The sequence below is a fragment of the Brevundimonas lutea genome, from assembly GCF_003704105.1.
In the GTDB taxonomy this organism is placed as follows: domain Bacteria; phylum Pseudomonadota; class Alphaproteobacteria; order Caulobacterales; family Caulobacteraceae; genus Brevundimonas; species Brevundimonas lutea.
Genome location: NZ_QUOQ01000004.1, coordinates 32,529 through 56,287 on the forward strand (window position 1 = coordinate 32,529; position 23,759 = coordinate 56,287).

The 23,759-nt window shown below is 67.2% G+C and carries 24 protein-coding genes; 7 read left to right on the top strand and 17 right to left on the bottom strand.

Features of this window, described 5'->3' with window-relative positions; translation table 11 throughout:
- Positions 1 to 7 precede the first annotated feature (7 nt).
- On the bottom strand, positions 8 to 469 hold the full coding sequence (locus EES48_RS07445) for a hypothetical protein (protein ID WP_162998080.1): 462 nt from the start codon (positions 467 to 469) through the stop codon (positions 8 to 10).
- 9 nt (positions 470 to 478) lie between these two features.
- Positions 479 to 1,006, bottom strand: coding sequence for a hypothetical protein (locus EES48_RS07450; RefSeq protein WP_205679398.1), 528 nt, complete (start codon positions 1,004 to 1,006; stop codon positions 479 to 481).
- A gap of 921 nt (positions 1,007 to 1,927) precedes the next feature.
- Here EES48_RS07450 and EES48_RS07460 point away from each other — a divergent pair.
- The 7 genes from EES48_RS07460 to EES48_RS07490 all read left to right on the top strand — a co-directional run bounded on the left by EES48_RS07460 (position 1,928) and on the right by EES48_RS07490 (position 11,184).
- Complete coding sequence (locus EES48_RS07460) at positions 1,928 to 3,181, top strand: TolC family protein (protein ID WP_122465778.1); 1,254 nt, start codon at positions 1,928 to 1,930, stop codon at positions 3,179 to 3,181.
- A complete protein-coding gene (locus EES48_RS07465) occupies positions 3,178 to 4,386 on the top strand; it encodes an efflux RND transporter periplasmic adaptor subunit (RefSeq protein WP_122465779.1) in 1,209 nt (402 codons plus the stop codon). The genes EES48_RS07460 and EES48_RS07465 overlap by 4 nt, the downstream gene beginning before the upstream one ends.
- Positions 4,387 to 4,397: 11 nt before the next feature.
- Positions 4,398 to 7,619, top strand: a complete 3,222-nt coding sequence (locus EES48_RS07470; protein ID WP_122465780.1) for an efflux RND transporter permease subunit — start codon at positions 4,398 to 4,400, stop codon at positions 7,617 to 7,619.
- On the top strand, positions 7,616 to 8,218 hold the full coding sequence (locus EES48_RS07475) for a cation efflux transmembrane domain-containing protein (protein ID WP_122465781.1): 603 nt from the start codon (positions 7,616 to 7,618) through the stop codon (positions 8,216 to 8,218). The genes EES48_RS07470 and EES48_RS07475 overlap by 4 nt, the downstream gene beginning before the upstream one ends.
- A complete protein-coding gene (locus EES48_RS07480) occupies positions 8,215 to 10,308 on the top strand; it encodes a heavy metal translocating P-type ATPase (protein ID WP_122465782.1) in 2,094 nt (697 codons plus the stop codon). Before EES48_RS07475 ends, EES48_RS07480 begins: the two co-directional genes overlap by 4 nt.
- Complete coding sequence (gene copM / locus EES48_RS07485) at positions 10,305 to 10,748, top strand: CopM family metallochaperone (protein ID WP_122465783.1); 444 nt, start codon at positions 10,305 to 10,307, stop codon at positions 10,746 to 10,748. Before EES48_RS07480 ends, copM begins: the two co-directional genes overlap by 4 nt.
- A 112-nt stretch (positions 10,749 to 10,860) precedes the next feature.
- Positions 10,861 to 11,184 carry a hypothetical protein gene (locus tag EES48_RS07490; protein WP_122465784.1) on the top strand — a complete coding sequence of 108 codons (324 nt, stop codon included), beginning with the start codon at positions 10,861 to 10,863 and terminating at the stop codon, positions 11,182 to 11,184.
- Positions 11,185 to 11,681: 497 nt separating this feature from the next.
- On the opposite strand, the gene EES48_RS07495 is transcribed toward EES48_RS07490, so the two are convergent.
- The 15 genes from EES48_RS07495 to sufC all read right to left on the bottom strand — a co-directional run bounded on the left by EES48_RS07495 (position 11,682) and on the right by sufC (position 23,756).
- Positions 11,682 to 12,443 carry an alpha-amylase family glycosyl hydrolase gene (locus EES48_RS07495; RefSeq protein ID WP_122465785.1) on the bottom strand — a complete coding sequence of 254 codons (762 nt, stop codon included), beginning with the start codon at positions 12,441 to 12,443 and terminating at the stop codon, positions 11,682 to 11,684.
- A gap of 47 nt (positions 12,444 to 12,490) precedes the next feature.
- Positions 12,491 to 13,507: a tetraacyldisaccharide 4'-kinase gene (gene lpxK / locus EES48_RS07500; RefSeq protein ID WP_122466197.1), complete on the bottom strand. Its 1,017-nt coding sequence runs from the start codon at positions 13,505 to 13,507 to the stop codon at positions 12,491 to 12,493.
- Positions 13,504 to 14,811, bottom strand: coding sequence for a 3-deoxy-D-manno-octulosonic acid transferase (locus EES48_RS07505; RefSeq protein ID WP_122465786.1), 1,308 nt, complete (start codon positions 14,809 to 14,811; stop codon positions 13,504 to 13,506). Before EES48_RS07505 ends, lpxK begins: the two co-directional genes overlap by 4 nt.
- The gene (locus EES48_RS07510; RefSeq protein WP_122465787.1) at positions 14,808 to 15,509 is read right to left on the bottom strand and encodes a lysophospholipid acyltransferase family protein; all 702 of its coding nucleotides are present in this window, start codon (positions 15,507 to 15,509) and stop codon (positions 14,808 to 14,810) included. The genes EES48_RS07505 and EES48_RS07510 overlap by 4 nt, the downstream gene beginning before the upstream one ends.
- Positions 15,506 to 17,314, bottom strand: a complete 1,809-nt coding sequence (locus EES48_RS07515; protein ID WP_122465788.1) for an ABC transporter ATP-binding protein — start codon at positions 17,312 to 17,314, stop codon at positions 15,506 to 15,508. The genes EES48_RS07510 and EES48_RS07515 overlap by 4 nt, the downstream gene beginning before the upstream one ends.
- 48 nt (positions 17,315 to 17,362) lie before the next feature.
- On the bottom strand, positions 17,363 to 17,602 hold the full coding sequence (locus tag EES48_RS07520) for a hypothetical protein (RefSeq protein WP_122465789.1): 240 nt from the start codon (positions 17,600 to 17,602) through the stop codon (positions 17,363 to 17,365).
- The gene (locus EES48_RS07525) at positions 17,599 to 17,784 is read right to left on the bottom strand and encodes a hypothetical protein (protein WP_122465790.1); all 186 of its coding nucleotides are present in this window, start codon (positions 17,782 to 17,784) and stop codon (positions 17,599 to 17,601) included. Before EES48_RS07525 ends, EES48_RS07520 begins: the two co-directional genes overlap by 4 nt.
- A gap of 68 nt (positions 17,785 to 17,852) precedes the next feature.
- Positions 17,853 to 18,095: a DUF4170 domain-containing protein gene (locus EES48_RS07530; protein WP_122465791.1), complete on the bottom strand. Its 243-nt coding sequence runs from the start codon at positions 18,093 to 18,095 to the stop codon at positions 17,853 to 17,855.
- Positions 18,096 to 18,161: 66 nt separating this feature from the next.
- Positions 18,162 to 18,818 carry a methionine ABC transporter permease gene (locus tag EES48_RS07535; RefSeq protein ID WP_122465792.1) on the bottom strand — a complete coding sequence of 219 codons (657 nt, stop codon included), beginning with the start codon at positions 18,816 to 18,818 and terminating at the stop codon, positions 18,162 to 18,164.
- The gene (locus EES48_RS07540) at positions 18,818 to 19,810 is read right to left on the bottom strand and encodes a methionine ABC transporter ATP-binding protein (protein WP_122465793.1); all 993 of its coding nucleotides are present in this window, start codon (positions 19,808 to 19,810) and stop codon (positions 18,818 to 18,820) included. Before EES48_RS07540 ends, EES48_RS07535 begins: the two co-directional genes overlap by 1 nt.
- 2 nt (positions 19,811 to 19,812) lie before the next feature.
- A complete protein-coding gene (locus EES48_RS07545) occupies positions 19,813 to 20,217 on the bottom strand; it encodes a HesB/IscA family protein (protein ID WP_122465794.1) in 405 nt (134 codons plus the stop codon).
- On the bottom strand, positions 20,217 to 20,591 hold the full coding sequence (locus EES48_RS07550) for an SUF system Fe-S cluster assembly protein (protein WP_122466198.1): 375 nt from the start codon (positions 20,589 to 20,591) through the stop codon (positions 20,217 to 20,219). The genes EES48_RS07545 and EES48_RS07550 overlap by 1 nt, the downstream gene beginning before the upstream one ends.
- Positions 20,592 to 20,620: 29 nt before the next feature.
- Positions 20,621 to 21,826, bottom strand: coding sequence for an aminotransferase class V-fold PLP-dependent enzyme (locus tag EES48_RS07555; protein WP_240623266.1), 1,206 nt, complete (start codon positions 21,824 to 21,826; stop codon positions 20,621 to 20,623).
- 170 nt (positions 21,827 to 21,996) lie between these two features.
- Positions 21,997 to 23,010, bottom strand: coding sequence for a Fe-S cluster assembly protein SufD (gene sufD / locus EES48_RS07560; RefSeq protein ID WP_122465796.1), 1,014 nt, complete (start codon positions 23,008 to 23,010; stop codon positions 21,997 to 21,999).
- Positions 23,007 to 23,756, bottom strand: a complete 750-nt coding sequence (sufC, locus tag EES48_RS07565) for a Fe-S cluster assembly ATPase SufC (RefSeq protein ID WP_122465797.1) — start codon at positions 23,754 to 23,756, stop codon at positions 23,007 to 23,009. The genes sufD and sufC overlap by 4 nt, the downstream gene beginning before the upstream one ends.
- Positions 23,757 to 23,759: the final 3 nt, after the last annotated feature.

Below are 23,759 nucleotides of genomic sequence, written 5' to 3' on the forward strand. Positions count from 1 at the left end.
CCACTGGTCACTGAATGTGTTGTAAGCGCCAAGACCGGGCAACCCCAACGAAGAAGCCCTCGTTGCAGGCTTCAAAAGCGCTGCCGGTCCGTGGCCAGAAGACGAACGCCGTGTAGGCTCCCAGCCAGGCATCGATGTCTGCGCGCACTGCGCTGCCGAGCGGATGTTCCATGGTGAAGGTAGGGTGGTGGCCGAGGAGTAGCGCCACGCCTAGCCGCAGATCAGACTGGTCCGTATCACCGTGGAGATGCTGGTGGACTGCGTCAGCAAAGCTGTCGACCTGGGGCGTACCCACCAGGGGCGTTCCAGTCGGCAGGCAGATGGTCTCAACGTCGAAAGGGCTTTCGATGCGGATGTCACGTCGCAAAGCCACTGCAAACGCACCTGGTCCCTGCGGCACCAGGGCTATGTCTCTCTGCAAGCAGTCGGTATGCAGCAGGGTCGGCGGCTTAGCATTCTTCATGCTCATGACAGTCACCTAGCAGACCGGGCCGTGCGCGAAGCGACGATCAAGCCAGTCGGCGATCGTCTCCCATTCGTCACTCATTCGTCCACCGAAAGCGGCCTTGCGGCGCACCTCAGCCAAGACCTCTTCGCGGTCCACATAATCGACGATCATGGCATAGTCAGCGCGTAAAGCGGACGACCCGAACTTAAGACGCGTCTTCAACTCGATCAGGTTGAGGTTGGACTTCAAGCGGTTGGCCTTGTCTGAGATCACCCGGCAGTTCCCGACCACGTAACCCTTGTCCGGCTTGATGCGATCCAACGAGGGGGATTCAGGCAAGCGGCCTTCGCCGATGACCAGGCGCACGTTCAGGACAGGACACAAGGCGGGAATGACGACAGCGTGAAGCGGCAGATCGAACGGCACGCCCAGCTTCTCGGCGCGCTTCTTCGCGCGCTGCCGGACTGCCCACTCAGGCTGTTGTCGGCTACGACGACGGAGATAGTGGCGCATATAGGCAGCGTTGCAGCCCGCGCACGTCTGACGGTGTTTGGGCATTCCATGATCCGGACAAATCTCCGGAAGGGCATTATAAATGTGCACAGGCACCTCCTGACGGCAGAAGGTGCTATTTTGCATCGATGGTATAAAACGTCAATCATGCCCGCGAAGAAAAGTGATGTTCAGGATAGCGTCGTTGTGACGCCGGCCCAGCTTCGAGCAGCGCGGGGTCTCCTTAACTGGTCCGTGTCCGAGTTATGTGAGCAAACCGGCCTTGCGATGAACACTGTAAGAAAAGCCGAGCATCCTCAGAACTATACGACGGTTTACAAGCCGAACGCGCTCCTTCTAAGGGCCACCCTCGAAGGGGCGGGCGTGCTGTTTATAGACGCCGGCAAGATGGGAGCAGGCGTCCGTCTCGCGGAACCGATAGAGCCTAGTGGGTTGAGACGGAGCGATCCCAGAACCTAGTTTCCCGCCAAGCCACCCTGCGTTCACCCGGTGGTGGGACACCGTTGGTGTCGCTGGTCGGGTGCGACGATCCGAACATTGATTGAACGGCCATCCGTGTTAAGGGGCCTCATGGGCCTGACGTCGAACAGACACTGGATGATCGCGGCGCTTCTCGCGTTGGTCGTCGCCGTGTTCGTTCTTGTGCCGGCGGTAGACGCGGCGGCGTGTGCCGTCGAAGCCCAAGTCTCCCATACATCGACTTCGATCTCTCAGCCCGAAGAACCCACCAACGCTCCGTCGGCTGATCATGGCCTTTGCGCTCATGGTCATTGTCATCATAGCGGCGTGGCACTCCCGCAACCGGCCCCGCTGAAGTTCTCCGCGAGTCACTCGGCCACGCCGACGTTCAAGCCGAGCAACGCGCCGTCGACCTCGCATTCGCCCAACGGGCTGAAGCGTCCACCCAGGGGCTGACGAGCCGCGCGCCCGTGCGCGCACCTCGTCAGCAATCTCTGGGACATTCAAATGCCACCCCTCTTTATACGCCGTACGCAGTTGGCGTTCGGCTGCGCCATGGTCGCAATTGCGACGGCGCTTAGCAGCCCCGCGTGGGCTGACCCTGCACCGTCATTCGACGCGTTGCTCGAACGTATCGGCTTGGCGCCGACGTCTCTAGAAGCCGATGCGCTTCTGGACGCGGCGGAGGCTAGAGTCCGTCAGGCTCGGGTTCGCCCTAACCCTGAACTTGGGCTGGAGGCGGAGAACGCCTTCGGCTCCGGACCCTTCTCCGGCTACGACAATGCCGAAACCACTCTGTCGCTGACGCAGGACCTCGAACTCTGGGGTCGTCGCGGTGCGCGGGTGGCGGTGGCGCAGGCGGACGCCGGCACGGCCGGGCTGAGGCGCGATCTGGCCACGGTGGAAGCCGGCGGCAGGCTGGCTCTGGTCTATGCAGAAGCCGAAGCTGCCCAGCGTCGGTTCCTGCTGGCCGAGGAAGCGCTGGCCGTCACTATCGCCGACACCCGCGCGGCCTTGATCCTCGTCGAAGAGGGACGCGAGCCCCTGCTGCGGGGCATCCAGGGTGAGAGCGAAGCCGCTGCGGCCCGTGCGACGCTAGATGAAGCTAAGGCCGAGCGAGACGCGGCGTTCGCCCGTCTCACGGCTGTGGCGATGCTTCCGGCGCCCGTCACGTCGATCGACTCCAGCCTGATCGATCGGGTGCCGGCCACTGCGGCGGCGACGGTCGGTGCGACACCTCAGGTCCGGGTCGCCGAAGCAGAGCGATCGGCAGCCGAAAGCCGGATCGAGGTGGAGCGGGTTCGCGCCCGACCCGACGTCCGCGCCTCTGTCGGTGTGCGCCGCTACGAGGCTGAAGATGCAACCGCCCTGACCTTCGGGTTGAGCATCCCGCTGCCGTTGTTCGATAGGAACCGGGGCAACATCGACGCAGCGCAGGCCGACTTCAGGGCTGCCGATGCGCGACTGATGGGAGCCCGTCAGGAAGCGGAGGCTGATCGCAACGCCGCCGTTGCTCGCCTGTCCGCCTCGACCAGCCGGGTTTCGGCTGCCGACGCGGGTGTCACCGCCGGCGAGGAAGCCTACCGGCTCTCACGCATCGGCTTTGAAGCAGGCCGCATCTCGCAACTGGAACTGCGGTCGTCTCGGGCCGCGCTGATCTCCGCACGCAACGCCGCCGTGGACGCCCGCCTTGCGCGGGTCCGGGCGGAAATCGATCTCGCGCGCCTGCAAGGCCGCGCCCCCTTTGGAACATCGCAATGAAACGCACATCACGGATCAACAAGACCTGGCTGATGGCCGGGGTCGCCGCCGCTGTCGTCCTGGGCGGCGCAGGCTTCTACGTCATGACGCGGTCATCGGCGGAGGCACCCGCAGCCTCTACTGGAGGCGAGCATGCCGGAGAAGAAGGCGAACATGCCGAGGGTGAGGAAGGCCACGCCGAGGAGGGGGCCGGTCAAGAAGGCGTCGTCGTCTTGACGGCGGCGCAGATCACCGCCGCGAACATCTCGATTGTCGCAGTCACGGGCGGCGGCGGCGGTGAGACCCGTCTGTCTGGCCGGGTGGAGCCGATGGTCGACGCCAGGGCTGCTGTCGCCGCCAGTGTCGGTGGTCGTGTCGAACGCGTTCTGGTCGCACCGGGGCAATCGGTGCGCGCCGGTCAGTCGCTGGCCATCCTGGTCAGCGGCGACGCCGCCACACTGCGCGCCGATGCGGATGCGGCCCAGGCCAACGCCGTCGCCGCCGAGCAGGCGCACAGTCGTGAAGAGAGCCTCGCCGATCAGGGCGTGGTCGCCCGTCGCGACGCCGAGGTCGCCCATGCGCAGGCCCTCGGCGCCCAAGCCTCGGCGCGTGCGGCGCGCGCCAGAGCGTCGGCCGCTGGCTCGCCCAACGCATCGGGCAGGCTCAGCGTGACGAGCCCCATCTCGGGCGTTGTCACGAGCGTTCAGGTGGGCCCTGGCGGCTTTGCGGCCCAAGGTGGGATCATCGCCGAGGTCACGAACCCCGCACGGGTCGAGATCGTCTTCAACGCGCCGCCGGCACTTGCCGCTCAGGTTCGCGCCGGATCGTCGGTGCGTGTGCAGGGACCCAACGGCGAGTTCGACGCCGTCGTCACCGGCGTTGCCGCCGGGGCGGGCGCGCAGGGTGGTGGAGCCGTCATTCGCGCGCGACCGACGGGTGCAAGCTTGCCCCCTGCTGGATCAGCCGTCTCGGGCTCAGTCGTTACGGGCGGCGAAGGTGGCGGCCTGACCGTGCCATCCGACGCTATCCAGACCGTTGAGGGCGCTACCGTGGTGTTCGTCCGCACCGCCGAGGGCTTCCGCGCTGTTCCGGTCCTTGCGGGTCGGCGGGCCGGAGATCGCACTGAAATCCTGAGCGGCCTGACCGGGGCCGAACGTATCGCCGGGGCCAATGCCTTCCTCCTCAAAGCCGAACTCGCCAAGGGCGAGGCCGAGCACGGCCACTAGGGGCGACGATCATGTTTACAGCCATCATCACAGCGTCCGTCAGGTTCCGCTGGTTCATCGTCCTTGCCGTCAGCCTTGTCGCTGCGCTGGGTCTGTTCGAACTGACCAAACTGCCGATCGACGCGGTCCCCGACATCACCAACCGTCAGGTGCAGATCACCACGGTCGCCCCCGCCCTGGCCCCCGAACAGATCGAGCGTCAGGTCACCTATCCATTGGAAACGGCCCTGGCCGGCATCCCAGGCCTGACCAGCACGCGGTCGCTATCGCGCAACGGCTTCAGTCAGATCACCGCGATATTTACCGACCAGACGGACATCTATTTTGCGCGTCAGCAGGTCGCCGAACGATTGGCTGCAGCGTCGGAAGGACTTCCCGAGGGCGTCGAGCCCGGCCTGTCGCCCATCACCACGGGTCTGGGCGAAGTGCTGATGTGGACGGTCGACTATGTGCCGTTCAATAGCAACAATATGTCCAAGCCCGGCCAGCCGGGCTGGCAGGCTGGCGGGGCCTATCTGACCCCCGAAGGCGACCGACTGACCACGCCCGAGCAGCGCGCGACCTATCTGCGCACGGTTCAGGATTGGATCATCGCGCCCCAAATGCGAACCACGACCGGCCTGGCCGGGGTCGATACTGTCGGCGGCTACGTCAAGGAATACGCCGTCCGACCCAATGCATCGCAACTGGCCGCCTATGGTCTCGGCCTCAACGATCTGGTCGAGGCGGTCGAGCGCGCTAACACCCAGGCAGGCGCCGGCTACATCCAGCGCGCGGGCGAGGCCCTGGTCGTGCGCACCGACGCCCTGGCGCTTACGATCGACGATCTGGCGCAGGCGCCGGTCGTAAATCGCGGGGGTCTGGTCGTTCGGGTCGCCGATGTCGCGACGGTCGAGATCGGCCAGGCTCCGCGTCTAGGCGGCGCCAGCCGAGACGGACATGAAGCGGTGCTGGGCACGGCGCTGATGATCGCGGGCGGCAATAGCCGCACCGTGGCTCAGGCCGCCGCCGAACGGCTGTCGGTCGTGGACGACAGTTTGCCTCCCGGCGTCGTCGCTGTGCCGGTGCTGAATCGCAGCGAACTGGTCAACTCGACCATCTCGACGGTCGCCCGCAACCTTGCCGAAGGCGCGCTGCTGGTCATCGTTGTTCTCTTCCTGCTGCTGGGCAACATCCGAGCGGCGAGCATCACCGCCTTGATGATCCCATTGTCCTTCCTGTTCGCCGTCATTGGCATGAATCGGTTCGGTATCAGCGGGAACCTGATGAGCCTAGGCGCACTCGACTTCGGTCTCATGGTCGATGGCGCGGTTGTGGTGATCGAGAACACCCTGCTGATGCTTACCCAGCGCCGGGCGTCCTTGGGACGGATGCTGACCCGCCATGAGCGATTGGACGTGGCGGTTCAGTCCGCCCGCCAGATGGTCAAGCCGGCCGCCTTTGGACAACTGATCATCCTTCTGGTGTTCGCCCCGCTGCTGATGCTGGAAGGCGTCGAGGGCAAGACGTTCCAGCCCATGGGCGCAACCGTCATGCTGGCACTGGTCGGCGCCTTCATCTTCTCCTTCACCTTCGTGCCCGCCATGACGGCCCTGCTCGTGCGTGATCCCAAGTCGGTTCACGTCGGTCCGGATGGTCAGGCGATCGAACACGAGACCTGGATACTGCGGTTCGCCCGCCGATTTATTCAACCGGCGATCCAGGCAGCGGTCTCGCGGCCCAAGATCGTGCTGATCTCTGCGGTGGCGACCCTCGCCATCGGCGCGGTCTCCTTCATGTCCCTGGGGCGCGAGTTCATCCCGACGCTCGATGAAGGCGACATCGCCATGCAGGCGTTGCGGGTGCCCTCGGCCTCGCTGGAGCAATCCCTCGCCATGCAGATGGCCCTGGAGCGCGCCATCAAGGCTCAGCCCGAGGTCGAGACCATGTTCTCGCGCACCGGCACGGCGGAGGCAGCGGTGGACCCCATGCCGCCCAACATCTCCGACAGCGTGATCGTGCTGAAAGACCGCAAGGACTGGCCCAATCCGAGCCTGGAGAAGGAAGCTTTAATCGAACGGATCGAAGGTGTTGCTGCGCTACAGATCGGCAACAACTTCGAGTTCAGCCAACCGATCGAACTGCGCTTCAACGAACTGATCTCCGGCGTCCGCACCGATCTCGCCGTCATGGTCTATGGCGACGACTTCGACACGCTCCAGCGCGTCGCGGATCAGGTCGCAACTTCGCTTAGGGCGACGACTGGCTCGGCGGACGTTCGGGTCGAGCAGGCTTCCGGCCTGCCCACCCTGACCGTCAGCGTCGATCGCATCGCTGCCGCCAGCTACGGCTTGTCCGCCGCTGATGTCAGCGAGGCAGTTTCGGCCGGTGTCGGTGGCGCCGAGGCCGGGCGCATCTTCGAGGGCGACCGACGCTTCGACGTCGTCGTCCGCCTGCCGGACGACGCCCGCAACGATCCGGCGTCTCTGGCGGCCCTGCCGATCGTCTCCGACACGGGGATCATCGTGCCGCTGTCCTCGGTGGCACGCATTCAGGTCGGAGAAGGCCCGAACCAGATTAGCCGCGAGAACGGCAGCCGCCGCATGGTGGTTCAGGCCAATGTTCGCGGTCGCGATCTGGGCGGCTTCGTTACAGATGCCCAAAGCCAGGTCTCGAAGATCGACCTACCGGCGGGGGTCTATCTGAAGTGGGGCGGTCAGTTCGAGAACCTTGAGCGGGCGGTGCAGCGCTTCGGTCTCGTCATCCCGATCGTCTTCGTGCTGATCGGCGTGCTGCTTTTCCTGGCGCTGGGATCGTTCGCGGAGGCCGGTCTGGTGTTCGCCTGCGTTCCCTTGGCACTGGTCGGCGGCGCGCTCGCGCTGCTGCTGCGCGGGATGCCCTTCTCGGTCTCTGCGGCAGTCGGCTTCATCGCCGTCTCCGGCGTGGCGACCCTGAATGGCCTGGTTCTGATGCAAGCGATCCGAGAGCGGCTGACGGCGGGTCTAACGCCTTATAACGCCGCCATTGAGGGCGCCTCCAGCCGCCTACGCGCCGTGCTGACGACCGCGATGGTCGCCATCGTCGGCTTCATCCCCATGGCGCTGGCTCACGGCGCCGGGGCCGAGGTTCAGAAGCCGCTGGCGACAGTGGTTATCGGCGGCCTCCTGACCGCGACCATCCTGACCTTGCTCGTCCTGCCGACTTTTGCCGCCAGGGCCGTGAAACACAGGTCCTCGGAAGGGATGGACGATTGACTGGAGCCAAATCAAGCGACCAGCAGCAGCGACATACGCTGCTGCTGGTTCTGGTGCTCAACGCGCTCTTGTTCGTAGGCTTGGGGGCCGGCGGTATTCTTGCCGACTCCAGCGCGCTCCTGGCGAACGCGGTCGACAACGGAGCGGACTCGGTCGTCTACCTGATCAGCTTCCTTGCCGTGGGCCGAGCCTTGTCATGGAAAAGAGGTGCAGCCCGTCTGTCTGGCGTCCTGCTGCTGCTCTTTGCGGCCGGCGTCGTCATCGACGTCGGCCGGCGCTGGTATTTCGGCGCGGAGCCCGTCGGCTGGACTATGATGGGTCTGGCCCTGGTCGCAGCGATCGTGAACCTGATCTGCCTGATGTTGTTGAACAGGGTCACCTCGGACGACGTCAACATGGAGGCCGCCGAAACCTTCAGCCTCAACGATTTCGCCGCGAACGGCGGCATTCTCGTCGCTGGCGGGCTTGTGCTGTGGCTCGATCAGGCTTGGCCAGACCTCGTCGTCGGGCTGTTGGTCGCCGCGCTCGCGATCAAGGGCGGCGTCAAAATTCTCCGAAACGCGGCTCTTGCCGGTACTAACGAAGAGGTGATCCGATGAGTTCGTCCGCTGCCGACCATCAAACCGGGGATGGCCACGATCATGCAAGCGAGAAGGCGGGAGCAGACCCCCACGCGCATGGAGGCATGCTCGGGCCGAACACTGAGGTGATTTTCGCGCTGTCGAGCGGCGCCGCGCTGGCGCTGGGCTTCGGGCTGGAAAAGCTCGTTGCCGGCATCCCGGCGTGGTTGCCTATCACGCTATATGTCGTCGCTTACGCCTTCGGCGGTTTTTTCACGGTTCGCGAGGCCTTCGACAACCTTCGCAACAAGCGGTTCGAGATCGACACACTGATGCTCGTGGCTGCCGCCGGTGCAGCAGCGCTCGGTGCCTGGGCGGAAGGCGCGTTGCTCCTCTTTCTGTTCAGCATCGGCCACGCTCTCGAACACTACGCCATGGGGCGCGCTAAACGCGCGATTGAGGCCCTGGCCGACTTGGCGCCCCGCACCGCCCACGTCCGTCGGGGCGACGAGGTTGTTGAAGTGCCGGTCGAAGAGGTCGAGGTCGGCGACACGATCGTAGTTCGACCGAACGAACGGCTGCCTGCGGACGGCTTCGTCGTGGTCGGTGCGACCAGCATCAATCAGGCCCCGGTGACAGGGGAGAGTATGCCAGTCGACAAGCAGCCCGTGACCGATGCCGAGGCCGCCCGCGCACGACCCGCGCAGATCGCGTCTGCTTCGATCGTTTTCGCTGGGACCATCAATGGGTCCGGATCGATCGAGATAGAGGCAACGCGCAAATCCAACGACACGACGCTGGCCAAAGTCGTCCGTATGGTGAGCGAGGCCGAAACCCAAAAGTCCCCCACCCAGCGATTTACCGACCGCTTCGAACGGATTTTTGTCCCGGTAGTTCTTGGCCTAGCCTTCATCCTCCTTTTCGCCTGGGTGGTTGTCGATGAGCCGTTCCGCGACAGCTTCTATCGGGCCATGGCGGTCTTGGTGGCGGCCAGCCCGTGCGCCCTCGCCATCGCCACGCCGAGCGCCGTTCTCTCGGGTGTCGCTCGTGCGGCCCGAGCCGGCGTTCTGATCAAGGGGGGAGCCCCCCTTGAGAACCTGGGATCGTTAAACGCGATAGCGTTCGACAAGACCGGCACCCTAACGGAGGGACGGCCCAGGATCACCGAGATCGTGCCGGTAGGCGGCGCGAAGGAACTCGACCTTCTGACAACCGCCGTCGCGGTGGAGCGGCTGAGCGATCACCCTCTAGCGGAGGCGATCACGCGTGACGGCTTGGAGCGCCTCAAGGGCGCAACGGTCGCAGCGGCTTCCGACCTGCAGAGTCTGACCGGAAAGGGCGTGACGGCCCAGTATGACGGTGGCCAGGTTTGGATCGGCAAGCCGGAGATGTTCGGTGTGGACGGGATCGGCCCGCTCAGCAACGAGGCGGAGGCAGCCGTCACCCGCCTGCGGCTGGATGGCCGAACCCTGATGGTCGTCCGGCGGGGCGAGCGCGATCTCGGCGTGATCGGCCTGCTGGATACACCACGGGCCACAGCCCGCACGACGCTCGATGCCCTGCGAGCGCTGGGTGTCTCTCGGATGATCATGATCTCGGGAGACCATCAGAAGGCGGCCCAGGCCATCGCCAGCCAGGTCGGCCTGACCGAAGCCTGGGGCGACCTCATGCCCGAGGACAAGGTCGAGGCCATCAAACGGCTTCGCGCTGACGGTAAAATCGCCATGGTCGGGGACGGCGTGAACGACGCCCCCGCCATGGCAACGGCGACTGTGGGTATCGCTATGGGCGCCGCAGGCTCTGACGTCGCTCTGGAGACCGCTGACGTCGCTCTGATGTCCGACGATCTCTCGCAACTGCCGTTCGCGGTGGGGCTGAGCCGCAGAACGCGCGGCATCATCCTGCAAAACCTGGTGGTCAGCTTGGGGGTAGTCGCCTTCCTCGTGCCAGCCACCATCTTTGGGCTTGGCATCGGTCCTGCGGTGGCGATGCACGAAGGCTCGACGCTCCTCGTCGTATTCAACGCCCTCCGGCTTCTGGGCTATCGCGACCCGACCAGACTCGTCAGCGCATCGCACGGCGCGGCCGACCCTGCCGCAGGCCCGAACCCCAAGAGGAAAATCTCATGAAGCGCATCGGTTGGGCGTCGGTCATCGCCGTCTTCCTCGCGCTGTCGGCTTTCGCCTACGGCATGTTGTCGGCGCGGGCACGCCCCCCAGCGGACGCGACGCCTCCGTCGTTGGTCCAGCATGCCGGAACCCATGACCCTCAGGCTACGCCGACGGCGGACGCTCCCTCGACACTGGCTTATCGCGAAGCAAACGACCGGATGCATCGGAACATGGCGATCGCCTACACCGGGGACGCCGACATCGACTTCCTTCGAGGCATGATTGCGCACCATGATGGGGCCGTCGCCATGGCGAAGGTCGCCGTCGACCACGGCGAGGCAGCAGACGTTCAAAGCCTTGCTCGGGAAATCATCGCGGCACAGGAAGCCGAGATCATCCGTATGAGAATCCTGCTGGCGCGCCACGAGGATGTGCCAGCCCTTGGCGTCAGGCCATAGGGTAGTGGCTGGGAAGCGGTTTACAGTCCGGGGACGCGACCTTCGGTGGAAGGAGGGGCGCCCCAAGACCAGACGGTCGCGGCCGAGGCGTCCGCCCAAGCCGAACATAGTCGTGGACCTCGTCGTCGCTGGAGTCGCCAGCGCCGTCAGTGGGGGCGTCGTCTTCTGCCTCGCCTTCATCTTATTCGGGTCTCACAACGTGCCCCTGTACCTCGGCTACGCCGTGATCTTGGGCGGCGTTGGTGCTCTCTGTTTTGCGATCGGCCCGAAGGACCGGGGCGGCCGGATGGTCGCTGGTGGCATAGGTCTTTTGTGGCTGATCGGAACAGCCGGTTTGTTCGCAGCGCGAGCGGACATCGTCATATCCCCGCATCGACATGCGACCGTGGTCCAGCCGGTCATCGTTGAGAGCCAGGGCGGTCAAGGCTCTACCTGAGGCGCTCTGCCAGCTTTGCTCACACTGCACCTGACACCCAGTGTCATCCGCGTTGATACTCGTCAGAGTATTTCGTTGACACCCTACCCAACACCCACTGCCAACCTGGCTAACACCGGGTCGGACATACGACGTCATTCGCGCTCACCTCGATGTCAGAGGGACCGTCGGAATGAGATTGACCAACCCATCTCGCGCCTCGGCCACCAAGACCACCCTCGGGTATCTCAAGCCGCCTAGGCACGAAGGGCGGCCTGCGGCGCAGGCACTTCCCGTGCTCCAAAAATGCTCCACGGAAGCACTGCGAAGAAACCGGAATCAAAGTGGCACTAGCCGTAACGGGCTGTTTTCATTCAGGAACGTTCAGAAACGTTCGGTTACCGCCGGGAATCGCAAGAGCGGCCCCGCCGCGCCTAATCAAGTCTTTGGAAAATATAGAGAAAATGGCGCGCCCGGAACGATTCGAACGTCCGACCCTCAGATTCGTAGCCTCTGGTCTACACTTCGCGCATCTCCCACTCGGCCAGCATGAACACCGGCTTGATGGCGTCCAGTTGCGCCCGCGCCGTGTTCCAGAAATCCAGCGGCACGAAGCCGGCGACATCGGCCCGATAGCCGTCGATGTCGGCCTCCCGCACCCAGAACATCAGCGCCTCGGTCATGTACTGGCGCAGGTCGGGGTTCGAGTAATCCAGGTTGATGATGTCGGACCAGTCCCACCACGGCGTCGGTCGGAAATCCCCGTCCAGATCGCGCTCGTACCACTGGGGGTGGGTCTGGGTCAGCGGATTGTCCCAGGCGGTGTGATTGGCCACCCAGTCCAGGATCACCTTCATGTCCTGGGAATGCGCCGCGTCCACGAAGGCTTTCAGGTCGTCCATTGTCCCGAACTCGGGATTCACGGCGAAATAGTCCTTGATCGAATAGGGGCTGCCCAGCGTGCCCTTCCTGTTTACCTCTCCGATCGGATGGATGGGCATCAGCCAGATGATGTCGACGCCCAGCTCTTTGAGCCTCGGCAGTTGTTCCTGCGCCGCCGCGAACGTGCCCTCGGGCGTGAACTGGCGGGTGTTCAGCTGGTACAGGACCGCATTCTTCGACCACTCGGGGTGTTCGATCGTCACCATGGGTCGCGGCTGATAGATCGGATCGACCCGATCCAGGGGGACGGGCGTCTGCGCCGCCGCCCCGCCCGCCACAGCGCCAAGCGCCAGAGCCACGGCCACGCCACGCGCCCAGCGGTTCATGCTCTTGATCATCCCGTCCTCCGACGTTTTCCCGAGCAGGCGTCAGGCAAAGATTTGCGTCAAGCTGGTGGCGCCACCACCCGCCGCAGTAGGACCATCACCGCCGCCTCATCCTCGAACCGCGCCGCGACGGGCCAGGCCGCCACCCGATCGCGCCATTCCGCCGGCAGGCGCACCCAGTCCTTTTCGGTGGTCACCAGCCCGGCGCCGCGCGCCTCGGCCTGATCCGCCAATGCCTTCAGGTCGCCGTCTGAAAAAGCCGCGTGGTCGGGAAAGCTCGCGAAGTCGACCAGCTCGCAGCCGGCGGCGGTCAGGGCCCGCTCCACCTTCCACGGCTTGGCGATCCCGGCGAAGCCCAGCTGTGGCCCCGGCGGCGGCGGTCCGGCCGGCTCCAGCCGTGCGATGAACACCGGCAGGTCCCCGAACACGGCGCGCAGTTCCGGATCCAGGCCCGGCGCGTCGTCCGGGAGCAGGACGACCACCGCATCGGCCCGCGCCAGACCCTTGGCCAGCGGCTCGCGCATCGGCCCGGACGGAAACACCGCCCCGTCGCCGAACGGCCATTCATCGTCGCGCGTCTCGCCGTCGACCACGATCAGCGACAGCGCCTTGTTCAGGCTGGGGTTCTGATGGCCGTCGTCCATGACCAGCACCGCCGCCCCCTCGGCGACCGCAGCCCTCGCGCCCGCCGGCCGGTCGCGCGCCACCCACACCGGCGCCTCGCTCGCCAACAGCAGGGGCTCGTCTCCGACATCGACAGCCGAGTGCGTCGCCGGATCGACCCGCTCCGGCCCCTCCAGCCGCCCGCCATGTCCACGCGTTAGCCCCTGCGCCTCGATCCCCTCGGCCCGCAGCAGCCGTAGAAGTTCCCGCGCCACCGGCGTCTTGCCCGAGCCACCGACCGTCAGATTGCCGACCGAGATCACCGGCGCCCCCGGATCGACCGGTGTGGCCTTTGCGATCCGCCGCGCCGTCGCCCCTGCCCAGATCCAAGATAGCGGCCTCAGCAACATCCGCGTCACCGGCGCATGCGACCGCTCGCGCCGATACCACCAGCGGGGCGTCGACAGTCTCACCGGCGGCGGCCGCCGTTCGCCCGCGCCGGGGTGGGCGGCAACAGGGGCTGCAGCGCCGCCCACAACCGGTCCAGGTCGGCGTCCGCCGCCGTCGCCGCCCGCCGCGCTCGCTCCCCCATCGCCTGGGCCATCGGCGGGTTGCTCAACAACGGCCCCAGAACCGTCGTCAGGTCATGCGGACAGGGCACGATCTGCATCCCGCCGGCCGCCAGAAGATCGGCATATACGCCCTTCCAGTTCGAAATGTCAGGGCCACTGACCGCAGGCTTGCCCAAACGCGCGGGCTCCAGCGGATTGTGCCCGCCGACCATGCCCGTCCCCAACGCCGGCCCGAACGAGCCGCCCAGCACGACCACATCGGCCAGTCTCAGGAACAGCCCCATCTCGCCCAGGGTGTCGGCCAGATAGAGGTCGGTCTCCGCCGTGATCGGCTCGCCGCGCGAGCGCCGTGCGAACTGATAGCCCTCGGCCGCCAGCGCCTCGCCCACCCCGTCGGCCCGCTCCGGATGTCGCGGGATCAGGATCAGGAACAGCCGCTCATGCAGGGCGTCCAGCGCCCGCACGATGGCGATCTCCTCGCCGGCGTGGGTCGAGGCCGCCACCACCACTGGCCGGTCGCCGATCGCGGCCGACAGGGGCGCGAACGCCGAGCTGTCGTGGCCCAGCGGCCCGCCCGCCAGCTTCAAATTGACCAGGCCGTCCACCCGCGCCCCGATGCTCTGGAACCGTTCGGCCGCCTCGCGGTCCTGCGGCAGGATCAGATCAAACTGGCCGAACAGCGCCTCGGCCGCACCCCGGAACCGCCGCCAGTTGGCCGCCGACCCCTCGGTCATCCGCCCACTGACCAAGGCCAGCCGCACGCCACGCTCATGGGCCTGACCGATCAGATTGGGCCACAACTCGCTCTCGACGAAGATCGCCGCCGACGGCCGCCAGTGCTCCAGGAACCTCGCCGCCGCCTCCGGCCCGTCGACGGGCGCGAACTGGTGGATCACGCCCTCAGGCAACCGCCGCGCCAGCACCTCGGCGCTGGTCACTGTGCCCGACGTGATCAGCACGGTCAGGTCCGGCCGCTTCTGCCGCAGCCGCTCGACCACGGGCAACAGGGACACCGCCTCGCCGACGCTCACCCCGTGCAGCCAGACCAGCGGCCCCGGCGGACGCGGCGCCGACGCCTGGCCCAGCCGCTCCAGAAACCGCTCGGGATGTTCCTTGCCGCGCCGGACGCGCATCTCCAGCAGGCGCGGCGCATAACGCTCCAGCCCGCCGGTCACCCAGCGATACAGGTCCAGCGCCCAGCTCATGCCGCGGCTCCGGTATTCGGCGTCGCGCCGACCAGGCGGTCGGCGCGCGCCTCGACCGCGTTCAACCGCTCAATCCACAGCGGAACCACGGCCTCGGGCTCCAGCCCCTCGGGGTAATGCCCCTTGTCCCAGACGATGGCGCCGCGACCGAACGGCAACGGCAGGATCGCCTGGTCCCAGCTGTTCAGTCGAATCGCCGGCTTGCAGGCCAGGCCGATGAACAGCACCGGCCGCTTCGACAGCCGCGCCATCACCGGCAGCCCCTCGCCCATGGTCCTGGCCGGTCCGCGCGGGCCGTCCGGCGTGATCGCCAGCGCCCCGGTCCGCAACCAGCGCAGCGCGTCGCGCATCGCCGCCGAGCCGCCCTTGGCCCGCTCGGGAGCCGCCGCCTTCTGGGACGAGCCCCGGATCGCCGGAATGCCCAGCCGCGCCACGGCGTCGGCGATGAACTGACCGTCGGGCGACAGCGAGATCAGCGCTCGCGCCTCCTGCGCACGCGGCAAGGGCCAGCCGGCGCGCGACAGCCCGATCCGCTGGTGCCAGAAGGCGCAGATGACCCCGCCGCCGGCGTCCCACACCGCCTCGGCCTTGTCGCGATCCTGATGCGTCCAGCGGATGGTGGCGAAACAGAACCGCATCCATTCGGCCAGCAGAAAGGCCAGGACGCCCCGCACCACCGGATTCCTCAGCGGCCTCATGCGGGCGCCCCCTCGAGGTTCTGCTGGCGCACCAGCCGGGCGTAGAGGCCGCCCGCTCCGCTCAGAGCCGCGTGCGTGCCGGACTCCACCACCCGGCCGCCGTCCAGCACGTGGATGCGGTCGGCGTGGCGCACGGTCGACAGGCGGTGGGCGATCATCAGGGTGGCGCGGCCCTCCATCAGCCGTTCCAGCGCCGACTGGACCAGGGCCTCGCTCTCGGTGTCCAGCGCCGAGGTAGCCTCGTCCAGCAGCAGGATTGGCGCGTCCTTCAGGAACGCCCGGGCGATGGCGATGCGTTGCCTCTGCCCGCCCGACAGTCGCACGCCCGCCTCGCCCGCCCGCGTCTGGTATCCCTCGGGCAAGGCCATGATGAAGTCGTGCGCCGCCGCTGCGCGCGCCGCCGCCTCGATCTCGTCCTGCGTCGCAGCCGGACGGGCGTAGGCGATGTTGTAGGCCAGGGTCTCGTCGAACAGGAACGGCTCCTGTGTGACCAGTGCGATCTTGGCGCGCAGGCTGTCGAGGGTCACGTCGCGCACATCCTCGCCGCAAACCCGCACCGCGCCGCCGGTCGCCTCGTAGAAGCGCGGGATCAGGCTCAGGATCGTCGACTTGCCCCCGCCAGACGGCCCGACCAGGGCCACCGTCTCTCCGGGCGCCACCGACAACGACACATGCGACAGTGTCGGCGTGGCCGCGGAGTAGGCGAAGCTGACATCGTCGAAGGCCACTGCGCACGGCCCCTCGGGCAAGACCTTCGCTCCCGGCCGATCCGTGATGGTCGGCTGCACGTCCAGCACCCCGAACAGCCGGCGCGCCGCCGTCAGCCCCTCGGCCATCACCGTCTGCAAATTGGCCAGGTTCCTCAGTGACTGGGCGGCGATCAGCAGCACGGCGATGAAGGCCGTGAACGTGCCGATGGTCATGGCCCCCGACTGGGCGCGCCAGCCGGCGTAAGCGAGTACCGCCGCCAGCACGAACATCGACACCATCTCCGACGTCGGCCCCGACAGGGCGCGGGCGTCGGCGCCCTTGATGATGAACCGCTGGCGCCGGGCGATGACCTCGTCGACGCGGGCGCTTTCGGCCCCCTCGCGGTTCTCGATCTTGACCTGGCGCACCCCGTCCAGATTCTCCATCAGGGCGGTGGACAGGACGCTTGTCTCCGCCATCGCCCCCTTGGCGGCCTTGCGCGCCTTCTTGCCGAAGCGCCGGATCAGGCTCGAGACGATCGGCAGGCCAATGGCCACCACCAGGGTCAGCCACGGATCGGTCCACAGCATCCAGGCGAACAGCACGATCAGCGTCAGCGCGTGCTGGGTGTAGCTGACCACGCCTTGCGTGAACGCCTCTCGCATCAGATTGGCGTCGAACAGCACGCTGGAGACGAAGGCGCCGGAATGCTGGCTGCGTAGCCGCGCCAGGTCGGCCCGGATGGTGCGTTCAAACAGTTGCCCCTGGACCTCTCCGACCAGACCGTGGCCCAGTCGGTTGACCAGCAGAGCCTGAACCACCGCCGCCACGGCCCTCAGCACGGCGACCGCCGAGATCGCCGCCGGGATCTGCCACAGGGCGGAGGTGTCCCGCTCGACGAACAGCCGGTCCACCGCCGGGTCCAGCAGGCTGGCCACCCAGGCTGTGGTCGCGGCCGTCACCGCCGCCGCCATCAACGACAGGATCAGCTTGCCGCGCCGCTGTTTCAGATAGTCGCGCCAGATGCGCGCCAGCAACGGCCGCAGGGGCTCAAGCTCCGTCTCCGAAGCCGGGGCCGGCGAGGGAATCGCGGCGGATGCGGACGTCGCGGCCATGCTCACCCGGTCGGCGGTTAGCGTGGCCCTGTCAAGGCGAGAGGCCGCCTATCCCCAGGGCCCCTTGCCGGGATCGACCGGGGGGGCGACGCCATCGTCACGCGCCGGCGCGACGATGCGTTCACGAGCCGCCTGTTTCTCGCGCTCGCGTTCCAGCAGCCGCTGGTCGACCCAGCGGTCGCCGTCCTTGCGACGCTTCAGCACGAAGACCCAGAACACCAGCAACAGCACCATCGACACCACGCTCATCAGCATGGCGCCGTCCAGCTGCTGGCCGAACAGGTTCACGGGCGCGGTCCCGGCGCGTCCTGGCTGCGATCGATCGCGTCAGGATGCACCCGGTCGTTCCAGGCGGTGTCGCCCTCGTCCGGCCCCTTGTGGGGTGTCTCGGCGGGCTTGCGCTTGATGTTCCACACCACCAGCCCCACCGCCAGGGCGGCGAGGGCAAGGACGAGAAGCACGACTTCCATGATGGCCTCCGGATTCTATACCGGAGTCAGCGCCCCGACGGCCCGGTCGGTTCCGCCTCGGGCCTGCGTCAGACGGGCGCGTCCTGCGCCGGATCGATCAGCCGATGGGCGTGCAGGATGAAATAGCGCATGTGGGCGTTGTCGACCGTGGCCTGAGCCCGCGCCTTCCACGCCTTTTTGGCGTCGGCATAGGTGCCGAAGGCGCCGACGAACTCGACTTGGCTCAGGTCGCGGAACTCCGGGCGGCTGATGTCCTTCAGCTCGCCGCCGATCACCAGATGCAGCAGTTGCGGAGCGGCGGTGTCGGTCATGGCGAAATCTCGGCTGGGAAGGCGATGGGCCGGGGCATAAGGCGCTCGCGCTTCAGGATCAACTGTTCACCGGTGCGACACACGCCCGACCAGCCAGTCGCCCAGCATCTGCAGCCCCTGGACCATGATCAGCAGCAGCACCACGGTCACCACCATCACGTCGGTCTGGAACCGCTGATAGCCGAAGCGGATGGCCAGATCACCGAGGCCTCCCGCTCCCACCACGCCGGCCATGGCGGTGTAGGACACAAGGGCGATGGCCGTCACGGTGGCCCCGGCGATCAGGCCGGGCATGGCCTCGGGCAACAGCGCCCGGGTGACGATCTGCCAGGTTGTGCCGCCCATCGCCTGGGTGGCTTCCACCACCCCCTTGTCGACCTCGCGCAGCGCCGTCTCGACCAGCCGGGCGTAAAAAGGCGCCGCGCCGGCGACCAGCGGCGGAATGGCGCCCAGCACCCCCAGTGACGTCCCGACCAGCAGCACCGTCACCGGCAGCATGACGATCAACAGGATGATGAAGGGGATCGAGCGCAGCACGTTGACGATCAGCGACAGCATGGCGTTCAGCACCGGATTGGCCGTCAGCCGCCCGCGTCCCGACAAATACAGCAGAACCCCCAGCGGCACGCCGAACAGAATGGTCAGGCTCAGCGACCCGCCCAGCATCATGAGGGTGTCCAGCGTGGCGCGGCCGATCTCGTCCCAGGCGACATTGGCGAACATCAGACGGCCTCCACCGCGACGCCGCGCTCGGTCAGACGCGCCACGGCCGCGTCCGCGTTGCCCCCCGACATCGACACCAGCATCTGGCCATAGGGCTCGCCCCGGATGCGCGCGATGCGACCCGACAGGATGGCCACATCGACGCCCGTCTCTCGCGCCACCTGGCTCAGCTCCGGTCCATAGGTGGTCGCCCCCCGGAAGGTCAGGCGCAGGCGCCGCGTCCCCTGCGGCGGCGTCTCGTCCAGCCCGTCCAGCGCATCGGTCTCGGCGATCATCGACCGGGTCACGGCGTGCTCGGGATGCAGGAAGACGTCGGCGGTCGCGCCCATCTCGACCACCCGTCCGTCGGCCATAACGGCGACCCGGTCACAGACCCGGCGCACCACCTCCATCTGATGGGTGATCAGCACCACGGTGAGGCCCAGCTCGCGGTTCAGCTGATCCAGCAGGCCCAGAATTTCGTCGGTGGTCTCGGGGTCCAGGGCGCTGGTCGCCTCGTCGCTCAGCAGCACATCAGGACCGCAGGCCAGGGCCCGGGCGATGCCCACCCGCTGCTTCTGGCCGCCCGATAGCTGTGCGGGGTGCTTCTTCGCATGCTCCACCAGCCCGACCCGTTCCAACAGCTCCGCCGTCCGCGTCCGGACCTCGGCCGCCAGTCGCCCCTCCAGCCTCAGCGGAAAGGCCACATTCTCCGCCACCGTTTTGGCGTCCAGCAGATTGAAATGCTGGAAAATCATGCCGATCCGTCGCCGCGCCGCGCGCAGGTCGGCGGGGCCTAGCGCCGTCATCTCTCGCTCGCCCACGAACACCCGTCCGGCGTCGGGTCGCTCCAGCAGATTGATCGTACGGATCAAGGTCGACTTGCCGGCGCCGGAGCGTCCGACCACACCGAACACCTCGCCGCGCGCGACCTCCAGATCGACGCCGTCCAGCGCCGTCCGCTCCCCGGCGGCGCTCCGAAAGCGCCGGGTGACCCCCTCTAGCCGGATCATGCTCAGGCCTGTTTCGCCGGCACGATGGTGACGCTCTCGCCGCAGCCGCACGCGTCGGTCTGGTTCGGGTTGCGGAACACGAACTTGGACGACAGCCGGGTCACCTCCCAGTCGATCTCCGACCCGATCAGAAACAGGATGGCCTTGGGCTCGATCAGGATCTTGACCCCCCGGCTCTCGACGATCTCGTCGGTCGGCCGGGCCTCCTCGGCGTAGTCCAGCGTGTATTCCTGCCCCGCGCAGCCGGCGTTCTTCACGCCCACGCGCAGTCCGGCATAAGGCCTGGGGGCGCGGCGCATGATCTCCAGCACGCGGGCGGCCGCGGCCTCGGTCAGGGTGACGATCGGCGGCCGCTTGCGTGGCTCGCGGGGGCTGGTGGCCTGGGGTGGGGATGCGGACAGGGTCATCAGAACATGTTCAGGGCCAGCTTGGCCTCGTCGCTCATCTTGGAGGGATCCCACGGCGGGTCGAACACCAGATTGGCGCGGGCCGACTTGATGCCGTCGACTTTCATCACCGCGTCCTCGACCCAACCCGGCATCTCGCCGGCCACCGGACAGCCGGGCGCGGTCAGGGTCATCTCGACCACCACGTCCTTCTCGTCGTTCACGTCGACCTTGTAGATCAGGCCCAACTCATAGATGTCGACCGGGATTTCCGGGTCGAACACGGTCTTCAGGGCCGTGACCAGATCGTCGGTCAGGGTGTCCAACTCGGCTTGGCTCAGCGCGCTTTTCTGGGGCTCGTCCCAGGCGGCGGCGAACTCTGAACTCTCAGAAATCTTGGGACTGTTCTGGCTATTCACGTCGGTCACTGAAAGAATCTCCGCGCCTTGATCAGCGCGTCGGCGAAGGCGTCGGCGTCCTCCAGGGTGTTATATAGGGCGAAGCTGGCGCGCGTGCTCGAACTGATCCCGAACCGTTCGGCCAGAGGCTCGGCGCAATGCAGCCCGGCCCGCACGGCGACGCCGTAACGGTCCATGATCTGGGCGATGTCATGCGCGTGGGCGCCCTCGACGGTGAAGGTCAGGATCGCCCCCTTCCCCGCCGCCTCGCCGATCACCCGCACGCCCTCGATGTCCGCCAGCCGCGCCCGCGCGTGGTCGTAAAGCGCATTCTCGTGGCTCAGCACCGCCGCGCGATCGAATCCATTGATCCAGTCCAGCGCGGCCTTCAGCCCGATCGCCTCCAGGATCGGCGGCGTCCCGGCCTCGAACCGGTGCGGCGGCCGGGCATAGGTCACCCGATCCTCGGTCACCCGCTCGATCATCTCGCCCCCGCCTTGCCACGGCGGCAGGCTGTCCAGGGCCCCGGCGGTCCCGTACAGCGCCCCGATCCCGGTTGGGCCGTACAGCTTGTGACCCGTGACGACATACCAGTCGCAGCCGATCGCCTGGACATCCGGCGCGGCGTGCACCGCGCCCTGACAGCCGTCGATCAGCACCCGCGCCGCGGCGGCGTGGGCCAGCCGCGTGATCTCGGCCACGGGATTGATGGTCCCAAGAACATTCGACATGTGGGTGACGGCCACGACCCGCGTGCGCTCGCTCAACAGAGCCTCGAACGCCGCCATATCCAGCGACCCGTCGTCCCGCACCGGCGCCCAGCGCAGCACCGCGCCGCGCCGCTCGCGCAGCATGTGCCAGGGCACGATGTTGGAGTGGTGCTCCATCTGGCTGACGACAATCTCGTCGCCCGGCTGGATCGTCGCGCCCACGCCTGCCGCCACCAGATTGATCGCCTCGGTCCCGCCCTTGGTCCAGACGATGTTTTCAGCCGCCGGCGCGCTCAGGAACGCCGCCATCGTCTCGCGCGCCGCCTCAAAGGCCTCGGTCGTCTCATTGGCCAGGGTGTGCAAGCCCCGGTGGACGTTGGCGTAGCTGCCGCTCATCGCCGCGGTCATGGCGTCGATCACCGCGCGCGGTTTCTGGGCCGAGGCGGCGTTGTCCAGATAGACCAGGGGCTTGCCGTTCACCTCGCGCGCGAGAATGGGAACGTCTGCGCGCGCGGCGGCCACGTCAAAGCCCTTCCCCCTGGAGGGGGGAAGGGTTGGGATGGGGGTGGAGGCGCCGGCGTCGCGCTCGCGAGCCGCCGGGTCACGCGCGGCCGACGAACCACCCGCGGACAGGCTTCCTCCCCCATCCCCGGCCCTTCCCCCCTCCAGGGGGAAGGGAGTGCCGTCGGCGCTCACAGCCTGTCTCCAAGCCATTCCCGCACCCTCTCCCGCGCGCCCTCATGGTCGATCCGGTCGATGACCTCAAACAGAAACGCCTGGGTCAGCAGCGCCCGCGCCTCGTCGGCCGGCAGCCCACGCTGCTGCATGTAGAACAGGGCGCTCTCATCCAGATTGCCGACCGTATTGCCATGCGCGCACTGCACGTCGTCGGCATAGATGATCAGTTCCGGCTTGGCGTCGATCTCGGCCCGCTCGCCGAGGATCAGGGCATGGTGCCCCATCCGCGCATCGGTGCCATCGGCTCCGCGCTGGACCACGATCTTGCCCTGGAACACGCCGCGCGCGGTGTCCCTGACCACGCCCTTGGCCAGCTGACTGGTCCGTCCGTCCGGCCCCTGGTGATCGACCACGCTGGTCAGATCGACGTGCCGCGCGCCCGAAAGCGCATAGACCCCGTCCATCCGCACGTCGGCGCCTTGGCCCGGGTGCACGATCCGGGTCTCTAGCCTTTGCAGCTTCGCCCCCGTCGCGGCAATGGTCTGGGCATACCGAGCGCCCTCGCCCAGCCGCACCTCGGCCTCGGTCACCGAGATCGCGTCCTCCGGCTCCTCGACCAGCACCAGCCGCGTCACTTCTGCCCCCGGCGCCACATCGATCTCCAGCCGGTTGTGCGCGACATAGCCTGAACCCGCACCCTCATGGCTCTCCAGCAGCAGCAGCCGCGCCCCCGGCCGCGCCGAAATCCGCGCCGCCGCAGTATGCCCCGTGCCCGAAGTCTCCGACACGAACCGCAGTCTCAACACCTGCTCGCCCGACCCGACAAAGGCGTCCGCCCCCGCCGCCGCGCCGTTGCCGAAGGCCAGCTGATCACCGCCCAGGCCGGCCCACGGCCCGTCGCCCGATACCGCGACGGCCGACGAAACCTCAGGCGCCTCCCGCAGCCACCGCCGCAGGTCACTGTATTTCCACGCCTCGACCCGCCGCGAGGGGAAGGTGGAGCTGTCGCGGATATTCAGCGCGCTCACGCCGCCTGCGGAAGATACTTGTCGTACCCTTCCGCCTCCAACTCATGCGCCAGCTCCGGTCCGCCGGACGCCACGATCCGGCCGCCGGCCAGCACATGCACGCGGTCCGGACGGATATAATCCAGCAGCCGCTGATAGTGGGTGATCACCACCATGGCCCGCTCGGGCGAGCGGAGCGCGTTCACCCCGTCCGCCACGATCCTCAGCGCGTCGATATCCAGCCCCGAATCCGTCTCGTCCAGGATCAGCAGTGACGGCTCCAAGAGCGCCATCTGCAGGATCTCCATCCGCTTCTTCTCGCCACCCGAAAAGCCGACGTTCAGAGGCCGCTTCAGCATGTCGAAGTCCATGCGCAGCTTTTGCGACGCCGCCCGGACCAGCTTCAGAAACGCCGGCGCCGACACCTCCTCCTCGCCCCGCGCCCGCTTCTGCGCGTTCAGCGCCGTGCGCACGAAGGTCAGGGCCGGCACGCCCGGGATCTCGATCGGATACTGGAACGACAGGAAGACGCCCTTGGCCGCCCGCTCGGCCGGGTCCAGCGCCAGCAGGTCTGCGCCGTTCCAAGCCGCCTCCCCTTGCGTCGCCTCATACCCCGGCCGCCCGGTCAGGGCGTAGCCCAGCGTCGATTTCCCCGCCCCGTTCGGCCCCATGACGGCGTGCACCTCCCCCGCCGGAACATCGAGCGTCAGGCCCTTCAGGATCGGCTTGTCGCCGACGGAGACGTGGAGATTATTGATCTTCAGCATTGG

Coding starts and splice junctions, on each gene's coding strand:
- EES48_RS07445 (WP_162998080.1), bottom strand. CDS start 469: ATGAGCATGAAGAATGCTAAGCCGCCGACCCTGCTGCATACCGACTGC.
- EES48_RS07450 (WP_205679398.1), bottom strand. CDS start 1,006: ATGCCCAAACACCGTCAGACGTGCGCGGGCTGCAACGCTGCCTATATG.
- EES48_RS07460 (WP_122465778.1), top strand. CDS start 1,928: ATGCCACCCCTCTTTATACGCCGTACGCAGTTGGCGTTCGGCTGCGCC.
- EES48_RS07465 (WP_122465779.1), top strand. CDS start 3,178: ATGAAACGCACATCACGGATCAACAAGACCTGGCTGATGGCCGGGGTC.
- EES48_RS07470 (WP_122465780.1), top strand. CDS start 4,398: ATGTTTACAGCCATCATCACAGCGTCCGTCAGGTTCCGCTGGTTCATC.
- EES48_RS07480 (WP_122465782.1), top strand. CDS start 8,215: ATGAGTTCGTCCGCTGCCGACCATCAAACCGGGGATGGCCACGATCAT.
- copM (WP_122465783.1), top strand. CDS start 10,305: ATGAAGCGCATCGGTTGGGCGTCGGTCATCGCCGTCTTCCTCGCGCTG.
- EES48_RS07495 (WP_122465785.1), bottom strand. CDS start 12,443: ATGATCAAGAGCATGAACCGCTGGGCGCGTGGCGTGGCCGTGGCTCTG.
- EES48_RS07505 (WP_122465786.1), bottom strand. CDS start 14,811: ATGAGCTGGGCGCTGGACCTGTATCGCTGGGTGACCGGCGGGCTGGAG.
- EES48_RS07510 (WP_122465787.1), bottom strand. CDS start 15,509: ATGAGGCCGCTGAGGAATCCGGTGGTGCGGGGCGTCCTGGCCTTTCTG.
- EES48_RS07515 (WP_122465788.1), bottom strand. CDS start 17,314: ATGGCCGCGACGTCCGCATCCGCCGCGATTCCCTCGCCGGCCCCGGCT.
- EES48_RS07525 (WP_122465790.1), bottom strand. CDS start 17,784: ATGGAAGTCGTGCTTCTCGTCCTTGCCCTCGCCGCCCTGGCGGTGGGG.
- EES48_RS07530 (WP_122465791.1), bottom strand. CDS start 18,095: ATGACCGACACCGCCGCTCCGCAACTGCTGCATCTGGTGATCGGCGGC.
- EES48_RS07535 (WP_122465792.1), bottom strand. CDS start 18,818: ATGTTCGCCAATGTCGCCTGGGACGAGATCGGCCGCGCCACGCTGGAC.
- EES48_RS07540 (WP_122465793.1), bottom strand. CDS start 19,810: ATGATCCGGCTAGAGGGGGTCACCCGGCGCTTTCGGAGCGCCGCCGGG.
- EES48_RS07545 (WP_122465794.1), bottom strand. CDS start 20,217: ATGACCCTGTCCGCATCCCCACCCCAGGCCACCAGCCCCCGCGAGCCA.
- sufC (WP_122465797.1), bottom strand. CDS start 23,756: ATGCTGAAGATCAATAATCTCCACGTCTCCGTCGGCGACAAGCCGATC.